The organism is Jutongia sp., from assembly GCF_057878315.1.
Window position 1 is genome coordinate 1 of record NZ_DBLXSO010000035.1, and the last position, 17,666, is coordinate 17,666.

The following is a 17,666-nucleotide window of genomic DNA, read 5'->3' on the forward strand; positions in this document are numbered from 1 at the left end:
ATGCTTTGTTGTCACCCTTAGCATTTTTCAGAATAGATTCGAACTGAAAGTTGTTTTTCATTTTTTCCCTTTGGGGAATGCCTCGGCTTTCTCTTAGGAGGGGGCCGTTATATCCATTTAACTACGAGAACACAAGCTCGCTGTCAAGTATAGCATGATTTGCCTTTTTATGCAAATAATATTATACTTGTATAGAATGTGTAGTTGTGCAGATAACGCAGTTTTATAGATTGAAATGAGGATTAGTCATATGAAAAAGAAAAGGTTTATCGCTGCTGTGATGGCGGGGATTCTTATGGTAGGAAGTATATGCAGCCAGACCGCACAGGCGGCGTCCAAGTGGCCGAAGGGACCGGACAAGAAAAGCTTAAGCTGTGCATCGGCGATCGTGATGGAGCTCTCCACGGGAACCGTGCTTTATTCCAAGAACGTGCACCAGAAGCATTATCCGGCGAGTATCACCAAGATCATGACATCGCTGCTGACGCTGGAGAACAGTTCGCCGAGTGACGTTGTCACGTTTACCGAGGCAGAGGCGCACGGCATTGAGACCGGAAGCTCCTCCATGTACTGCGTGCCGGGCGAGAAGTTTACGATCGAGCAGGTATTGTACGGTATTATGCTGCAGTCTGCCAACGAGATGTGTCTTGTGGCAGCCGATCATGTGGCGGGCAGCGTCAGTGCTTTTGTGGACATGATGAATGAGCGCGTGGCGCAGCTTGGGCTCAAGGACACGCATTTTATGAATCCGAATGGTCTTCACAACGACGATCACTATACATCCGCATACGATATGGCATGCATTGCCAGAGAGGCGTGGAAGAATCCATCCTTCCAGAAGATCTGTGGCACCAGAACCTATCAGGTCAAGTCGACCAACAAGCGTAAAGCCGGCGAGATCCTTGGCGGACAGCTTCTCAACCATCATCAGATGATCAACGGATATGAGACAAGCAGCCGTTACGAGAAGGATTACGTGATCGGCGGTAAGACCGGATATACATCCATGGCGCACTCGACGCTCGTTACCTTCGCGGAGAAGGACGGCATGCAGGTTGTCTCCGTTATCATGAAGGGCAACAGTCCGAAGCAGGGTGAGCCGAATGAATATACAGACACGACAAGGATTCTTGACTTTGCCTTTGAAAAGTTCTCCAAACATGAAGTCAACGGTGAGAACAGCGATGTGAATGAGAACCTTTTTAATACCTTTGACAGCTATTTTAATGCGGAGCAGTCACCGCTTCGTCTGTCTGCAGAATCAGCTGTTGTCCTTCCGAAGGGCGTGGGCATAAAGAAAGCAAAGCAGCAGATCAAATACGATGATTCCGTTAAGATCCAAGACGGCGAAAATGTCATCGGAACCGTGAAATATACCTACGATGGGCGCATGGTCGGCTCCACTGATATTATTTACGACAGCTCCAAATCAGCCTCCCATCTGGACGAGGCATCCAGACAGATCGTTGATTCCGAGATCAAACAGATCAAAACCAACAAAAAGCATGCCGTGATCCTGACAAAGTTGTCCGGAATCAAGTACAGCTTTTACAATATGGTGTCCTTTTTTAAGGACAGAGTGATCCTGGTGATCGTTGCAGGACTGATCCTTTTACTCATTGTTCTTCTGGTGGTAAATTACCGGATGAACTCCCGCAGAAAGCGCAGAAGCCGTATCAGAACGAGACGCTCCTACGGGGCAATGTCCCTGAACAGCCGCAAGTCCTTCTCAGCAAGCAAGCGTAAGGGACGTCATCGCCGCGGGGCAGATTTTACAAGCAGCCGCAGAACGTCAAGAAGCAGCATGTCAGACAGCGGAAGCAGCCTGAGTACCAGGAAAATGAAGAAAAACCGCAAGAAAACAAAAGAAAGCTTTGGAAAGAGCTTTTATGACTTTTGATAGAAAATAGAAAGGCATGGTTACAAAATGGCAGAAGATAACAATACCACGACAGACAACTCCGATTACGAGGAAATCTGCTATCTGTGCAGACGTCCCGAGAGCAAGGCAGGAAAGATGATCCATATTCCGAACAATATCTGCATTTGCCCGGACTGCATGCAGAAGACCTTTGATTCCATGGGAAGCATGAGTGGCTTTCCGGGAATGATGAGCGGCATGCCGCCGTATATGGACATGTTTAACGGCAATCAGAACATGTTCGAGGAGATTCCGAACAATCAGAAACTCAAAAAGAAAAAGCATGAAGAGCCGAAGGCGGAGGAGAAGACAGAGAAGCCGGAAGAAACGAAGGGGATCGTTGATATCCACCACCTTCCGGCACCACATGTCATTAAGAAGCATCTGGATGAATATGTCATCGGTCAGGACTATGCCAAAAAGGTAATGTCCGTGGCGGTGTACAATCATTACAAGCGTGTTCTGACGGACACGATGGATGAGATCGAGATTGAGAAATCCAACATTCTCATGGTGGGTCCGACCGGCTGTGGTAAGACCTATCTGGTCAAGACGCTGGCGAAGATCCTGCAGGTACCGCTTGCGATCACGGATGCCACAAGTCTTACAGAGGCAGGCTACATCGGTGACGATGTCGAGAGCGTGCTTTCCAAGCTGCTTGCCGCTGCGGACAATGATGTCGAGAAAGCAGAACACGGCATTATCTTTATCGATGAGATTGATAAGATCGCCAAGAAGCGCAATACCAACAGCCGTGATGTCAGCGGCGAGTCCGTACAGCAGGGCATGTTAAAGCTTCTGGAGGGCAGCGAGGTTGAGGTACCGGTTGGTGCCACGAATAAAAACGCCATGGTGCCGATGACAACGATCGATACAAGAAATATCTTATTTATCTGTGGCGGGGCATTTCCGGAGCTGGACAAGATCATCAAGAAGCGTCTTACCCGTCAGGCATCCATCGGCTTTCAGGCGGAGCTTTCCGATGCCTATGATAAGGATGAGAATATTTTATCCAAGGTCACCGTGGAGGATCTGCGGGAGTTTGGTATGATTCCGGAGTTTCTCGGACGTCTGCCGGTTATCTTTTCACTGCAGGCAATGACAGAGGAGATGCTCGCCCGCGTTATGACAGAGCCGAAGAATGCGATCTTAAAGCAGTATCAGAAGCTTTTGCTGCTCGATGAGGTCGATCTGCAGTTTGATGCGGATGCCATTCAGGCAGTTGCCAAAAAGGCAGCCGAGAAAAAGACAGGTGCGAGAGCACTGCGTGCGATCATCGAGGATTTCATGCTGGATATTATGTATGAGATCCCGAAGGATGATATGATCGGTCGTGTAACGATCACAAAGGACTACATCGAAAATCACGGTTCGCCGAAGATTGAGATGAGGGAAAGCGGTGAGGCAACGCTTCTGACACAGCGCAACGATTAAGTGCATATATTATCTATATGCGTGAAGGCGGCCGCTATGTGAATGCGCCTGCGAGTGAGAAAAAGCACAGCTTTTTCGGACCCTTTGCTTTCACGCAGCATCTTAGTATAAGGAGCACTGTTGTGGATTGTCAGGACAAAATATATTCCGAAGAATATGAAGATTATATCGTGGAGTACGGCAGCTGGTCGGAGCTGGTGTCGGAGCAGTATCAGACGGACTGTTACCAACTGGCAGATTTCCGGTTTGCCGTTGTTTATCTGGAGGGCAGTGCGGTCGATGAGAGCCGCAGAAATGCAGAGCTTGTGATACCACGATGCTTTGGTCTTCTGAGTTCAACACAGACGTTAGAGGAGACAGGGGCGGCGAGAGTCAGGAGACAGTCGCAGTTAGAGCTTTTCGGACAGGGTGTAATGTTCGGGATTGTTGATACGGGGGATGGAGTTTGATAAACAGAGCAATGGGGAAAGGTTTGGTGTTAAACAAAATGAATGAAAGATATTATCAGGAAGCATGTGCAGTAATGAACGAGGTCAAAAAGGTAGTGATCGGTAAGGATGAGTGTGTCCGTCTCGCGATGGCGGCGATCCTTGCAGGCGGTCATATCCTGATCGACGATATACCGGGTGTCGGTAAAACAACACTTGCGATGGCATTTGCGGGAGCTATGGAGATGGACAGTCACCGTATGCAGTTCACGCCGGATGTACTCCCGGCGGACATCCTCGGATTTTCCATGTATGAAAAGGCACAGGGAGCCTTTGTATATCAGCCGGGTGCGATCATGTGTAACCTGTTTCTGGCAGATGAGATTAACCGTACCTCACCGAAAACACAGTCGGCTCTGCTTGAGGTTATGGAGGAAGGCAATGTCACAGTGGACGGTGTGACAAGACGTGTTCCGGAGCCGTTTGTGGTGATTGCGACGGAGAATCCGGTCGGAAGCGTCGGAACCCAGCTTCTGCCGGAGTCACAGCTTGACCGTTTCATGATCTGTATGACCATGGGATATCCGGATGCCGAGAACGAGATTGCGATCGCAAAAGGAAGAAGCAACGGCATACAGCTTGACGATGTACAGGGAGTTATTCCGGCACAGGAGCTTACCATGATCCGGGCAGAGGTTGAGAACATTTATCTGCACGATGAGATCTATTCTTATATTGTCGATCTTGCGAGAGCCACCAGAGAGCATTCGCTTGTGGAGCTTGGTATGAGTCCGCGAGGAACCATCGCACTTGCAAAGATGGCAAAGGCGGCTGCATTCCTGTCAGACCGTGACTTTGTTGTGCCAAACGATGTCACCGAAGTATTTAGTGCTGTGGTGGCACATCGTCTCGTATTAAATTCCAAGGCACGTGTTGGACATGTATCCACAGATACCGTGCTGGAGCAGATTCTTTCCAGCGTTCAGAAACCGAAGGTCAGAAAATAATCGGAGAGGCGTGTGATTCCATGAAAAGACTCATCACATATTTGATCGTGATCGCGTTGACATTTTATACAGCGGTGCTTTATGGAAGCACCAGTTTTCTGATGTTGTTTTATGTGGAGCTTGCCCTGCCGTTCTTTCTGATGCTTACTCTCCTGCCGGCAATGCGCAGTCTGAGACTTACAATGGAGCTGCCGATTCCTGTGGTAGAGCAGGGACAGAAGGTGCCGGTATTACTGCGGGTGCGCAACGGAAGCTTTCCAATCGGAGGAAGGATTGCGGTGCAGGTGAAAGGAACGCTGCCGATGGGACAGAAAACAGAGAAAACCTGGTTCTATTCACATCTGACGGGCAGCAAAAAGGAAGCCGTCATCAAGACAGAATATCATGCCCGCTGTGTCGGCAATATCCATATGGAGATCGGGAAGGTCTGGTGCTATGATTTTCTCGGACTTGTCGCAGTGCCGCTTTCTGCAAAGTACTGGAAGGCACTGAAGCCGGAGACGATGCTCGTTTTGCCGAGAATCTGCGAGGTTCCGGTGATGGTCAGCCGTCAGAGCCGTGATTTTGCGGGGGAGAGCGAGGATTATTCCAAAGAACGCGGCGGAGATGATCCGTCCGAGGTGTTCAAGATCCGTGATTATCAGCCGGGAGACAAGCTTCGCAGCATTCACTGGAAGCTGACAGCCAAGACGGACGAAATGATGGTTCGCGAGCAGTCACTGCCGCTGGGCTGTCCGGTCGATTTCTATCTGGATCTGTATCAGCCGGCGGGGCATCATGGCAGAAAGCATGAGACAAAGCGCGACAGTTATCTGCAGATCATCGCTTCGATCAGCCATTCGCTGGTGTTAGAAGGATGCCGTCATCATGTCATCTGGTTTGACAGTCAGAGAAATGATATCTGCAGATACCGGATCGAGAAAGAGGAAAATATATACGAAATGCTGTTTCGTCTGGGGCAGCTTCCGGTGTATCACAGCCGGAAGGAGCTTACTGAACTTTATCGGCAGAAATATCATGAGATGCCGGGTATTACGACATTGGAGCTTGACACAGAGCTGGTGCTCAAGCTGAATGGCGAGACACAGGCAAGATACAGCGGGGATGTTTCCGATATCGAGAGGCAGCTTGGCGCGAAGGAATTAGTTGTTTAGCGGAGGGGACAGGCCGCTTGTAAATAAAGGGGGAATATCATGAAAAGAAAGCCGTTCGTTATGCAGGGAATCTGTCTTTTCATGCAGCTTTTCGGAATGCATCTGTGTGTGTATTCCATCTTTCTGAAAGCAGGAAGCTTATATAAATTTGCCATTGCACTTGCGGTGGCGTCGATCTGGTTTACCGTGCTTGCAGCGGCACCGCTCCGGCGTCTGGAGCATAAGGTAAAGAGCCGGTATAAGATTCCGTTTGTGAAGTATCCGGTGGCGGATCTGTTTCTGCTTTTTACTCTAATAATATGGGGGATTTTGACAGTCCGATATCTGGGACACATCAAAGCAGATATGACGACACTGACGGATGCGGTCGCGCATCGTCAGAGACAGTATAATTACGGTGTATCCGGTGCATTTCAGCCGTATGCGGACCGGTATCACGGAGCCGTTGGAACATGGATCGTTCTGGATCTGGAGCTTCTTGCCGGACTGTTTATGTCACGGGTGTATGCACACCGTCACGGCATGTTCTGGGGGACACTGCCTGCGGCACTTCTTGTAGCCTGTGGTCTTCTCTGGGGAAAGGCGCCGACCATACCGGCAATGATCCTTCTGATCGCCGGTATTCTGGGAACACAGATGTGCTACGATGAATTTCATGTAGGCGGTTCCAGACATTTCCGCCAGATCAGTGTTTCCATTGTGCGTCACCGTTTATTCTATCCGATCATGTTAGTATGTATTCTGGTGCTGTTTGGAGCAGGAGCCAGACTGTCGGTAGCAACGAAGGATCAGGCGTTGCAGGGAGAGGAGAAGCTCCTTAAGACGCAGCACACCATGGAAAAGCAGATTGTGAACTTTGGGGTGCGGACCGTGCAGAAGATTCAGGCACTTCTTGGCATTGAGCAGCCGGGTGTGCTTACCAATACTTCCCCGAAATTTACCGGGGAGACCGTGCTTGCGCTGACCGTAGACAAGAAACCGACGGAAGATATTTATCTGCGCGGTTTTATCGGCACAAGATACGAAAACGGCAGATGGAGCAACTCCAAGAAAAAGAAAATATCCGGTCTGTTTGGAACCGAGACCTGCTATCAGCTTCTGACGCAGGATTATAACGTATATCAGGCAAGAAAGCTTGCTTCGGACAACCGATCAGTATCGTATCAGGAATATCTGGCAGATCCGGATTCGATGGGGCAAAAGAACGCCATGCATATGAAGATCAAATATGAGAAGGGCAACCCGACAACGTTTGCGTACTTTCCATATTTCTCCAAGCTGGATGAAAGCTCCATGGGAACGCTGATGCTCGATTACGACAAGGGCTTCCGGCGCAGCGATGACGTCAGCGAATACGAGGTGCTTACCCAGAAAACAAGAATGGGTCTTCGTTTTCAGGCAAGCTCGGCGGGACTTCTGCAGAAGGAATGTGTTCCGTATTATGCTGCGGAACAATTGGGAAATCAGGAATCCGTTACGATATATGAGACAGACGATGACAATTTCGGCTCGAATAAGCAGCAGATCACGGATGGGGAAGATATGCCGTCGTTAGAGGACGGAAAGTATTATGTTGCCGTATCGGATCCGAATCTCGGCAGGTATTTCCAGTATGTGTTAAGTGAGGATCTGTGGCTGCCGGGTGGTCTGACACAGACGAAGCAGCTTGCAAAGGATCTTCTGGTCAATTATGTTCCGATCACGAAGACCACAGGAAGCGGAAGAACCATTTTCGTATCTCCGGATCAGACGATCAAATCGCTGCGAATCTATCTGAATGAAAATACAAAGTACAGTCAGACACTGAAGGCAAAGGAAGTCGGTACCGATTATGTGGAGAATTTCCTTTTCGTGCAGAAGCTTGGTTACTGTGAGCATTATGCGACAGCAGGAGCTGTGCTGTTTCGCGCGATGGGAATCCCATCCCGCTATGTGTCCGGTTACCGTGTTCCGGCATCAGACTTTGTCGACAACGGGGATGGAACCTACACGGCGAAGGTGCTGGATCAGGAAGCACATGCGTGGACGGAGGTCTACAGTCTGAGCAGCGGCTGGACCGTGGCAGATATGACGCCGAGTGCACAGGATGCGACCGGTCAGATCAACAACAACGGATCCGGATTTACCCAGACCGCACCGACCGAGGAACCGGATTACGGCGATGACACCTTCCTTGAGAATGATCCGCAGAGCAGCGAAAAGGCAGCGCAGGATCCTTCTGAAACGGAAGAACCTGAGATCACCGAGGAACCGGCTGCGACTGAGCATGCCGACGGACAGAATGGCGGAAGCAGCGATCAGATGGACGCATCCTCAGACGGAAGCAGTTCCGGTACGTCCGCCGGAAGAGATGCAGGCAGGAAAGCACTTTCTCCGAAGCAGAAGAAAATCCTGCTTGCAGTGACAGGAACGGTGGCAGTCTTACTGCTTCTGTGGCTGATCTGGTACAGCCAGCGTCTGCGCAGAAGATACCGTCTGCGAAAATGTCATGGAGGCGGTGCATATCTTCTGGAGTTGAACCATCAGCTCGAACAGATGCTTCGCTGCTGTGGCTTTGGCAAGCCGGAGCACATGACTGATCAGGAATATCTTACGCTTCTTAGCGGGCTTGATCCGAAGGGCGTGGAGAGCGGCATGACCGGGAGGTATTTCCGTCAGCTTGAGAGAGCGCGGTTTGACAGAGAGTGCGGTTCAAAGGAAGAGATCAGAGACTGTGTCCGCTTTGTCAGGGGCGTGAAGCGGGCAGCACTTGCATCGGCAGGAACCGGGCGGAAATTCTACGCCGGACTTCGTGCATGGAAGTGATAAATAGTGTATGGACATACGAAAAGATATTTACCATTAAATGATGGATTGCACTATTGCGAAGCAATTATATAAATAAAGTTTTATCGCACACCAGAGGGGATTGATTACACGATCCCCTCTTTTTTGAATGCTGATGGAACGACAAGGATCTATTCCATTTGGGATCAGAGCATTCCGTATGTCCCGAATTCGGGACAGGAGGGCGGACTGCCGGAGGAGCTTTCCTATGGCACGGAATACGGAAGAGAAGCCATCAACCGCGCGCTGCAGTCGGCAAATCCTTACGATATCGTACCGAGCAGAGATACCGAGGGACATGGAACCTTTATGGCGGGCGTGGCATGCGGCAACGAAGATGCGGCACAGGAATTTTCGGGAATCGCTCCGTTGGCGGAGCTTGTCGTTGTGAAATGCAAAGCTGCCAAAAGAAACATCCGTGATTATTACGGGATCGACCCGGATGTGCCGTGCTTTATGGAAAATGATATTATGCTGGGAATCCGCTATCTGGCAAGGATTGCCTATCGGCGCAGAAAGCCGATGGTCGTGTGTATCGGCATGGGAACAAGTCTCGGAAGCCATTACCGGGGAGGGGCACTCGGTCAGATTGCGCAGTCCTATGGCGATCTGAGGGGCTTTGTTGTCGTGGCAGCAGGCGGCAATGAGGGAAACGAATCACACCACTATCATCAGGAGCAGCTTGCCGCCCGGGGAGAGACGGAGGTGGAGCTTCGGGTCGATCCTGCTGAGACCGGCTTCACAACAGAGCTTTGGTGCAAGGCACCCGGACTTTGTTCCGTGGCTTTGATCTCGCCCGGCGGGGAGTTCAGTGGCAGAATCTATGCCCGTGTCGGCGAACGGCAGATGATCCGTTTTCTGTTGGAAAAGACCGTTGTCTATATTGATTATCTGCTGGTTTCCTTTGAGAGTGGGGATGAATGCATCCGTCTCCGCTTCTTTGGTCCCGAGGAGGGGATCTGGCGGTTCCGTGTGTACAATGAGACGGACATTCCGGCACAGTTTGACATGTGGCTGCCGATCCGTGAATTTATTAATGACGGGACTTATTTTCTGCGCCCGGATCCCAATACGACCTTGTGCGATCCGTCTAACAATTTGCAGATCATCACCGTTTCCTACTACGATGGTGCGAACCGGAGTGTGGCTGCGCAGGCAAGCAGGGGCTTTAATGTGCGAGGGGAGATTGCACCGGATATTGCGGCACCCGGCATCAATATCTACGGTCCGGCGCCGGAGCCCGGCAATGTGGCGGAGGATCCCGACAGACCGGTGCGCTATGTGAGCCGCAGCGGTTCCAGTGCTGCGGCAGCTGTGACAGCGGGAGCTGCCATTCTTCTGGTGGAGTGGGGGATCGTCAAGGGCAACGACATCAACATGGACACGGTCGGCGTACAGAAATACCTGATCCGCGGAGCAAACCGGGACGGACGCCGCTTCCCAAACGAAGAGTGGGGGTATGGCACGCTTGATCTGTACGGGGCATTCGAGGCTATTCGTCCGAAGCCATAATACGGCGCACATCCTCCATGTAAAACGCCAGTAAAAGCTCTGTTTTCTGGAGAGCCGTGTCCAGCGCAAAGATCCGGCGCAGCCGTTTGATCCGGAAATTCACGGTATTGCGGTGCATGAACAGCTCCTGTGCCACCGCCTGGATGCTGCCGTCATGCTCAAGCCAGCTTCGAAGTGTCTGGCGCAGCGCGGGATCCGTCAGCGGTGACAGAAGCTTCTCTGCCTGCGCAAACACCTCCGGATCATCGATGGCAAGTACCGTATTGTAAAGACCGATATTGCGAAAATGCGTCAGGGATTCGCTACGGATCCGGCTGACCGTCAGCGCACGTCCGGCATGCTTTGCCTGCACCGGCAGGGAATAAGGCGAAGAAACAGGTTCACTCACCCCGCAGTGCGCCTCCTTCGGAACGGACGGAAGTGTGACAGAAGCATAATAAAACAGTTCTCCCATCCGCACATGGGCGTACCACGGAAAGGAAAGCTCCTGATCGCTCACCAGCAGAAAGCAGCCGCGGAAGCCCTCCAGCACGGGAATGTCCTTTTCGGAAATATTCATATGCAGGGCATGCTCCAGCGCCTCTGTACGCAGATCCTGCGTCCGCTTCTCCGAGATGATCTCGTTGCAGTAGTCCTGCATGATATCCGCAATATGAACCTCCCACGGCATTGCAAACAGCGGGAAACGGTGCGCAAGACACCAGTCATTGACCTCCTGCGGGACAGAGCTGATATACGGTCCCATATTCAGGACAAGCCCACAGGCGTGCTGATCGGCAAGCTGCTGCACGAAAGGGAGAAGCTCGCCGGGCTTGGCGGTCTCCATACCGGTCGTGATGATCAGCTCATTGCCGCGCAGGAAGCTGCAGTTGCTGCGGTCCTCCACGAGATGCACCCAGGAGATCAGACGGTCCAGATTCGCGGTCGGCGTCAGCAGACAGAGCTGATACTTTGACTGGGTGTGATGATAAAAATATTCTAAAGTTAATGCCATAGTGCTTCCTCCGTTTCCGTAAATATTCGTGATATTTTGACTGCTCAGATAACATTCCTGTAAATTTTCATGAGATTCCGGATAATTTCTGCTTCTAAGGATCAGTATACATGAATTGTGCTGACAGCACAATAACTTCCCGGATGATTATGCTAAAACACATAGAATACGCCAAAATATTGTGCTAAGATTTCTGATATCAAAAGAAAAGCAAATTACATGCAAGGAGGAATCTGATATGTTAAGAGAAGCGTTACCTAAGATTATTACGGAGAGTGTACCGGGACCAAAGTCAAAGGCCCTGATCGACAGAAGACATGCAGCAGTTCCGGATGCCATCGGCTGTGCTTATCCGGTTGCGATCAAGCGTGGTGAGGGAGCCATGGTCGAGGATCTGGATGGCAACTACTTCCTTGACTGGGTCGGAGGCGTCGGTGTCCTGAATGTCGGATACAGCCAGCCGGCTATGGTAGAAGCTGTCAAGGAGCAGGCAGAGAGATTCTTCCACGGTATGTTTAACATTGTGACACATGAGGGCTACGTTGCACTGGCAGAAAAGCTCAATGAGATCGTTCCGGTCAAGGGCGGTAAGAAGCGTACCTTCTTCGCCAACAGCGGTGCCGAGGCAGATGAAAATGCCGTCAAGATCGCCAGAGGCTACACAAAGCGCCCGAACATCATTGTATTTTCCGGTGCCTTCCATGGCCGTACCGAGCTGACCATGACGATGACCTCCAAGAAAGCATATGCCACAAGCATGGGACCTCTTTCTCACGGCGTATTCCGTGCGAGATTCCCATATCTCTACCGGAAACCGGCAGGAATGCCGGATGATGCGGCAATTGATTATTACATCAGCTCCATTTACGATGTCTTTGAGGAGTGCGGTGCTGCAGACACGATCGCAGCAATCGTCGTAGAGCCGCTTCAGGGCGAGGGCGGTTTCATCCCGGCACCGATCGAGTGGGTCAAGGCAGTGCGTAAGATCTGTGATGACAACGGAATCCTTCTCGTAGCCGATGAAGTACAGGCAGGCTTCTGCAGAACAGGCCGCATGTTTGCTTCCGAATACTGGAAAGAGGCAGGCTGTGCACCGGATATTCTGGCAACAGCCAAGTCCATTGCCGGTGGTATGCCGCTGAGTGCCATTGTGGCAAGAGAAGAGATCATGCAGGCAGTTCCGGCAGGTACGATCGGTGGAACCTACTGTGGTAATGCCGTTTCCTGTGCATCCGCGCTCAAGGCGATCGAGATCATGGAGAAGGACGATCTCGCCGGACGTGCGATGGAGATCGGCAAGAAGGTCACAGCCCGCTACGAGGCAATGAAGGAGAAATACGGTGTGATCGGTGATGTCCGTGGACTTGGTGCCATGATCGGTCTGGAGTTCGTCAAGGATCAGGCATCCAAGGAGCCAAACCCGGCACTCGTCAAGGATCTCGTACAGGAATGCGCTGCCAACGGACTGATCGTTGAGAGCGCCGGAATCTACGGAAATGTCATCCGTTTCCTTGCTCCGCTTGTGATTACCGATGAGCAGCTTGAAGCAGGTCTTGATATTATGGAAGCTGCCATTGCGAAGCTGACTGCATAGAGAAAGGAACGAAATCGAATATGAAAGAATTAATGATAAAACCGGAAATCTATCATTTTGACAAGGTGCGGGAATTTGCGGAGGAATTTCAGATCGGCGAAGGCGATCTGATGGTGACGAACGAATATATTTACAAGCCGTTCTTCGGAGATCTGGATCTGAAATGTGACGTGATCTTTCAGGAGAAATACGGACAGGGTGAGCCCTCCGACGACATGGTTGAGGCAATGTACAAGGATATTAAGGGACCGCACAAGCGTGTGATCGCTGTGGGCGGCGGTACCGTGATCGATATTTCCAAGCTGTTTGCATTGAAGGACGTTTCACCGGTACTGGATCTGTACGATGGAAAGATCCCTCCGGTCAAGGACAAAGAGCTTGTGCTGGTGCCAACCACCTGCGGAACCGGAAGCGAGGTAACGAACATTGCGATCCTTGCACTCAACAGTCGCGGCACCAAGAAGGGACTTGCCGTTGACGAGATGTACGGTGACAGTGCGGTGCTTGTACCGGAGCTGTTAGAAAGTCTGCCGTTCGGCGTATTTGCCATAAGCTCCATTGACGCACTTGTACACGCCGTCGAGTCCAGCCTGTCCCCGAAGGGCAACCAGACAACCCGCATGTTTGGCTACAAAGCGATCGACATGATCTTAAACGGTTATAAAGAGATTGCCGCACATGGCCCGGAGGCGAGAAAGCCGCTTCTGCCTCAGTTTCTGATGGCGAGCAACTATGCCGGTATCGCCTTTGGCAACGCCGGCTGTGCCGCAGTGCATGCCATGAGCTATCCGCTCGGGGCAACGTATCATGTGCCTCACGGAGAGTCCAATTATGCGATGTTTACCGGAGTCATGAAGAACTACATGGAGATCAGGACGGACGGCGAGATTGCAACGCTCAACCGTTTCATTGCTGATATTCTGGGCTGCTCCACAGAGAATGTGTACGAGGAGTTAGAGAAGCTTTTGAATCATCTGATCCAGAAGAAGCCGTTGCATGAGTATGGCATGTGTGAGGAGGAGATCGAGGAATTTACGGATTCCGTCATCGAAAACCAGCAGCGCCTGCTTGCCAACAACTTTGTACCTCTGGACAGGGAGCGTATGATCAAGATCTACCGCGAACTGTATTAAGATTGTTAAGTCATGGGGGATAACCGGATGAAGAAACGGTCCGGTTATCCCCCTATTTTTGCGTCTGCTATAGGGACATCACTTTTCAACATAATGATGGAGTGGAAGGTAAAATTATCGGAATCAAAATAAAACTGCGATTCGCCATGATATTTCTCGACAACACGCTGCACGCTTTTCAACCCATAGCCGTGCCGGAGTTTATTCGGCTTGGTCGTAAACAACTGCTTATTCGCCGTGAACGGATTGCTGCGGCAGCTGTTGATCAGTGTGATCACGATCATATTTGCATTATGATGCCGGATATCAAGTTCAATGGAGGCGCGGGGAATGTCCTGCGTTGCCTCCAGCGCATTATCCAGAAGATTGCCAAACAGCGCAGTAATATCATGCTCGGACAAAAGATCGGCACAGCCGGAACGGATATCGGTGATCAGAGTCGTATCGCTGCTACGGGCTTGCTGCTTTGCGCGGTAAAGAATCGCATTTAACAGCTTATTATCGCAGAAGCGGACAGATTCCTGCAGATCCGAGGACTGCACGATCTGGTCAATATATGCCGTGATCTTATCGTACTCCTTATTCTTGGCGAGGTTGGAGATCGTCAGCAGATGCCTGCGGATGTCATGGATCAGGATCTTCTGCTTCTCATCCTGCGCATACAGGGAATGAAAATACTGCGTGGTGTCGTGCTCCTTCTGCAGCAGAAGCTGTAACTCCAGAAACTGCCGGTTCTTTTCCTGAACCATGGTCTGATACCAGGCAAGGAAAATATTCATGACCAGCAGCAGAAGTGTGCATACGGAGATCAGTACGTCCAAATAAAAGCTCAGACCGATATTCATGCAGACGCCGGTAAATACGATGGCGATCACGCATGACATCAGCGGCACCAGATTCAGAAAAAGAGAACTCCTGTCATAGATCAGTCTGCCCGAGGATTTCTTCTGCAGATAGAAGGAAGAAAACTGAAGCACAAAAAAATAGATCAGTTTGCTGATCACGGATAGGATCACCAGATTCCGGAAATAGGTTCGTTCATTGTAAAAACTTGGCGCAAAATACGAGAGAAGACTGATAACGATAAGCTCACTGAGCACCATGGTGATCGTGATGAACAGCGAATGAAACAGTGCTGTCAATGGTTTGAGTTCATAAGCAATGCACAAGAAGATCATATTGACGATCAAAAACAACAGAAGATTCAAAGTAAAATTCTCATGAAAAGAACCCAGAAATAAGATAAAATAACCGACTGCCAGTGTGGTGAGCCGAAATGCGGCACTGCGTCCGGCAGTAAAAAGATTCCTGCAGTATTGCAGCAGAATACAGGCTTCCAAAAGAAAAATCACCGCATAGCAAATAGTAATCGACATCCTTCTACCTCGTACTTTCTAAATAAAGCAAATACTTTTCCCTTAATTCGGAATATTTGCGTCTGGTCAGATACGCCGTGTACCGGTCATTGCATAAATGGATCAGCGAGTGATCAAAATGGTCAATGTATTTCATGTTGACGATAAAGCTCCGGTGGCAGCGGAAAAAGCAGGGGAGGGACAATGCTTCGTCCCAATAATCAATACTATTAATGGATTCCAACTCGCGCTGCAGCGTGTATAGAATCACTTTTCGTGCCTGCGCCTCTACACAGATGATCTCATACGCATTGTAGGTGTACAGCCCATCCTTTGTCTCGATCGCGATCGTGGTACTTAAGGTGTTGTACAGGTGGAGTGCTTCCTTCAGGTTGTCATAGAGTCTCTGGGGATTCAGAGGCTTCGTCAGATAACGGAACACATGAAAACGCATCGCATCATCGAGATATTCCACATATGAAGTGATGATAAATATAATGGTGTTTTTATTCTGTTCCTTTAATGCCTTGCCAACATAGATGCCGTTTAGTCCGGCCATCTCGATATCAAGAAATACGATATCCTTAGAACCGGTATCGGCAAGAAGTGCCTCTCCGCTTTCAAAGCTGACAATATCCGGAAGCTTGCTGTGCAAGCTGGTGAAAAACTGTCTCAGTTGACGGGTAAGCTGCTCAATCTGCTCCCTGTCGTCATCACAGATCACAATTCGCAAAAAAACACCTCCTGTCCGAAATGAAACATTATATGAAGCCTATGGATTGTCCGGATCCCTGGTCCAGGCAGATTGATTGCGTGTTACCATCAGCTCAACGATCTGCTCCAACAGCTTCACATCCTCCTCACTGCACAGCTGCAACTTGTCGATGATATTCTGAGGGATATGATCGGAATGCAATGCCCCCAGTAAAAGATAATCGGGAAACACACGAAGAATGCTGCATAGTTCCACGAACTTATCAAGGCTTAGTCCGGTTCGCCCATTCTCAATGGAAGAAAAATGATTCTTGGAAAAGCCAAGCAGCCCGGCAATCTCTCGCTGGCTGTAGCCCAGTTCCCGGCGCCTGAGCCGGATGCGGTGTCCAATCGTCTCCTGTTGAATGTCCTGCATGGGGATACCTCCTCTTCTTTCCAGTATATCACAACTTCGACCGCAAAAAAAGTCTGTATCACAGAATAATTCCGTCAAAGTTGGAAAAACGGGTAACGATTTCGCAGAACAGTTCCGTATGACATGGTCAAAATCGCCAAAAACACCCCAAAATGACCAAAAATGGCGTTTTTGTGTCGTTTCGTGCAAACCCCATCGATTTGCTCTTGAAAAAGTAGTAAAATTTAATTGTCCGGAGCAGATTTCGGACAAATCTCTACATACTCAATTTTATACAAGGAGGTATACAACTATGAATCTTAAGAAGAAAGTTGAAAGCAAGGCGGCTGAACTTACAGCCAGAACACTCACTCACGTTTTGCGTACAGAGGCTAATTCTACAGCCTGCTTCGTGGCTTATCAGCCAAAGGCACCAAAAGAGCTGGGACGTTTCCGGAGAGAAAAATAATGGATCGTCTATTGTCAGAATTAACGGATTGGCTGATTCACAACCGTGCCATTTCGTCTGACGATAAAGAATTGTACGAATACGCAATTTATAGTTTTATTATCTCTACTGTACCGTTGGTGATCTTTCTGGTCATCAGCGGTATTATTGGTATGTTTCCGGAGGGCTTTCTGATCATCATGCCGTTTATGGTGATCCGGAAATTTGGCGGCGGGTATCATGCAAAGCATGCGTATATCTGTATGATCATGTCGACCGGACTTCTGGCAGGGTGTCTGTATGTCGTGTCCCATTTCTCAGGAAGCCGTTTGATACCGTTATTCTTACTCGTCAGCGGAATAAGTATTGCGATAAACAGTCCTATTGACCATGAAAATAAGAGATTAACGGAACAGGAAAAGATGCGTTATCAGCGCACAACGATCGTTTTGGTTCTTGCTGCCTGTTTTGTTTCTGTCGTTATGAATGTAATGGGATACAACCGTTATTCGTCCTGTGTGGCGCTTGGAGTGATATTGACCGGTGTGCTGCAGCTGCCGGTGATTATCCGGAAGATAATGCGATGATATCGTGCCGTGCATTATACACAGAGGATCGGAAGCGTGTCTTACACAGATTGTATGAACCGTAATCTACAGGGTGGAGTAGAAGGGTTTTAACGATGCAAAATCATAGTAACAACAGCACATTTGAGTATGTAAAATATCAGGTGCCGCTTTCCGGGAGGGGTT

15 protein-coding genes are annotated in these 17,666 nt (G+C 49.8%); 11 read left to right on the plus strand and 4 right to left on the minus strand.

The window, feature by feature from the left end; all coding sequences use genetic code 11:
- Positions 1-250: 250 nt before the first annotated feature.
- The 7 genes from ACZLMD_RS09065 (at position 251) to ACZLMD_RS09095 (ending at position 10,282) form a co-directional block, all read left to right on the plus strand.
- Positions 251-1,900, plus strand: coding sequence for a D-alanyl-D-alanine carboxypeptidase family protein (locus ACZLMD_RS09065; RefSeq protein WP_489495582.1), 1,650 nt, complete (start codon positions 251-253; stop codon positions 1,898-1,900).
- Between the two features lie 27 nt (positions 1,901-1,927).
- Positions 1,928-3,355 (plus strand): ATP-dependent Clp protease ATP-binding subunit ClpX, encoded by a 1,428-nt coding sequence (gene clpX, locus ACZLMD_RS09070; protein ID WP_484109148.1) that lies wholly within the window; start codon positions 1,928-1,930, stop codon positions 3,353-3,355.
- Positions 3,356-3,477: 122 nt separating this feature from the next.
- A complete protein-coding gene (locus ACZLMD_RS09075) occupies positions 3,478-3,804 on the plus strand; it encodes a hypothetical protein (protein ID WP_118560882.1) in 327 nt (108 codons plus the stop codon).
- A gap of 38 nt (positions 3,805-3,842) precedes the next feature.
- Positions 3,843-4,790 carry an AAA family ATPase gene (locus tag ACZLMD_RS09080; protein ID WP_489495593.1) on the plus strand — a complete coding sequence of 316 codons (948 nt, stop codon included), beginning with the start codon at positions 3,843-3,845 and terminating at the stop codon, positions 4,788-4,790.
- A 20-nt stretch (positions 4,791-4,810) separates the two neighbouring features.
- Positions 4,811-5,944, plus strand: coding sequence for a DUF58 domain-containing protein (locus ACZLMD_RS09085; RefSeq protein WP_022306729.1), 1,134 nt, complete (start codon positions 4,811-4,813; stop codon positions 5,942-5,944).
- A 39-nt stretch (positions 5,945-5,983) separates the two neighbouring features.
- The gene (locus ACZLMD_RS09090; RefSeq protein ID WP_489495583.1) at positions 5,984-8,749 is read left to right on the plus strand and encodes a transglutaminase-like domain-containing protein; all 2,766 of its coding nucleotides are present in this window, start codon (positions 5,984-5,986) and stop codon (positions 8,747-8,749) included.
- 126 nt (positions 8,750-8,875) lie between these two features.
- The gene (locus ACZLMD_RS09095) at positions 8,876-10,282 is read left to right on the plus strand and encodes a S8 family peptidase (protein ID WP_484107684.1); all 1,407 of its coding nucleotides are present in this window, start codon (positions 8,876-8,878) and stop codon (positions 10,280-10,282) included.
- On the opposite strand, the gene ACZLMD_RS09100 is transcribed toward ACZLMD_RS09095, so the two are convergent.
- The gene (locus ACZLMD_RS09100) at positions 10,263-11,276 is read right to left on the minus strand and encodes a PucR family transcriptional regulator (protein ID WP_022306732.1); all 1,014 of its coding nucleotides are present in this window, start codon (positions 11,274-11,276) and stop codon (positions 10,263-10,265) included. The genes ACZLMD_RS09095 and ACZLMD_RS09100 overlap by 20 nt on opposite strands.
- A 238-nt stretch (positions 11,277-11,514) precedes the next feature.
- On the opposite strand from ACZLMD_RS09100, the gene ACZLMD_RS09105 reads away from it, so the two are divergent.
- Together ACZLMD_RS09105 and ACZLMD_RS09110 are read left to right on the plus strand one after the other, a co-directional pair.
- Positions 11,515-12,870, plus strand: a complete 1,356-nt coding sequence (locus tag ACZLMD_RS09105; protein ID WP_482521646.1) for an aspartate aminotransferase family protein — start codon at positions 11,515-11,517, stop codon at positions 12,868-12,870.
- A 20-nt stretch (positions 12,871-12,890) separates the two neighbouring features.
- Positions 12,891-14,003 (plus strand): 4-hydroxybutyrate dehydrogenase, encoded by a 1,113-nt coding sequence (locus tag ACZLMD_RS09110; RefSeq protein WP_489495584.1) that lies wholly within the window; start codon positions 12,891-12,893, stop codon positions 14,001-14,003.
- 44 nt (positions 14,004-14,047) lie between these two features.
- Here the strand turns inward: ACZLMD_RS09110 and ACZLMD_RS09115 are convergent, their stop codons facing one another.
- Genes ACZLMD_RS09115 through ACZLMD_RS09125 form a run of 3 tightly spaced genes read right to left on the minus strand, consistent with a single transcriptional unit; the run spans position 14,048 to position 16,487 of the window.
- Positions 14,048-15,379 (minus strand): sensor histidine kinase, encoded by a 1,332-nt coding sequence (locus tag ACZLMD_RS09115; RefSeq protein WP_486818767.1) that lies wholly within the window; start codon positions 15,377-15,379, stop codon positions 14,048-14,050.
- Between the two features lie 4 nt (positions 15,380-15,383).
- Positions 15,384-16,082, minus strand: a complete 699-nt coding sequence (locus tag ACZLMD_RS09120) for a LytR/AlgR family response regulator transcription factor (protein WP_489495594.1) — start codon at positions 16,080-16,082, stop codon at positions 15,384-15,386.
- A gap of 48 nt (positions 16,083-16,130) precedes the next feature.
- Entirely contained in the window at positions 16,131-16,487 is a 357-nt protein-coding gene (locus ACZLMD_RS09125; protein ID WP_489495585.1) for a helix-turn-helix domain-containing protein, read from the minus strand.
- A gap of 292 nt (positions 16,488-16,779) precedes the next feature.
- Between ACZLMD_RS09125 and ACZLMD_RS09130 the strand changes: the two genes are divergently transcribed.
- Complete coding sequence (locus tag ACZLMD_RS09130) at positions 16,780-16,935, plus strand: cyclic lactone autoinducer peptide (RefSeq protein ID WP_482521642.1); 156 nt, start codon at positions 16,780-16,782, stop codon at positions 16,933-16,935.
- Entirely contained in the window at positions 16,935-17,501 is a 567-nt protein-coding gene (locus tag ACZLMD_RS09135; RefSeq protein ID WP_158577218.1) for an accessory gene regulator ArgB-like protein, read from the plus strand. Before ACZLMD_RS09130 ends, ACZLMD_RS09135 begins: the two co-directional genes overlap by 1 nt.
- The last annotated feature ends 165 nt before the right edge of the window (positions 17,502-17,666 follow it).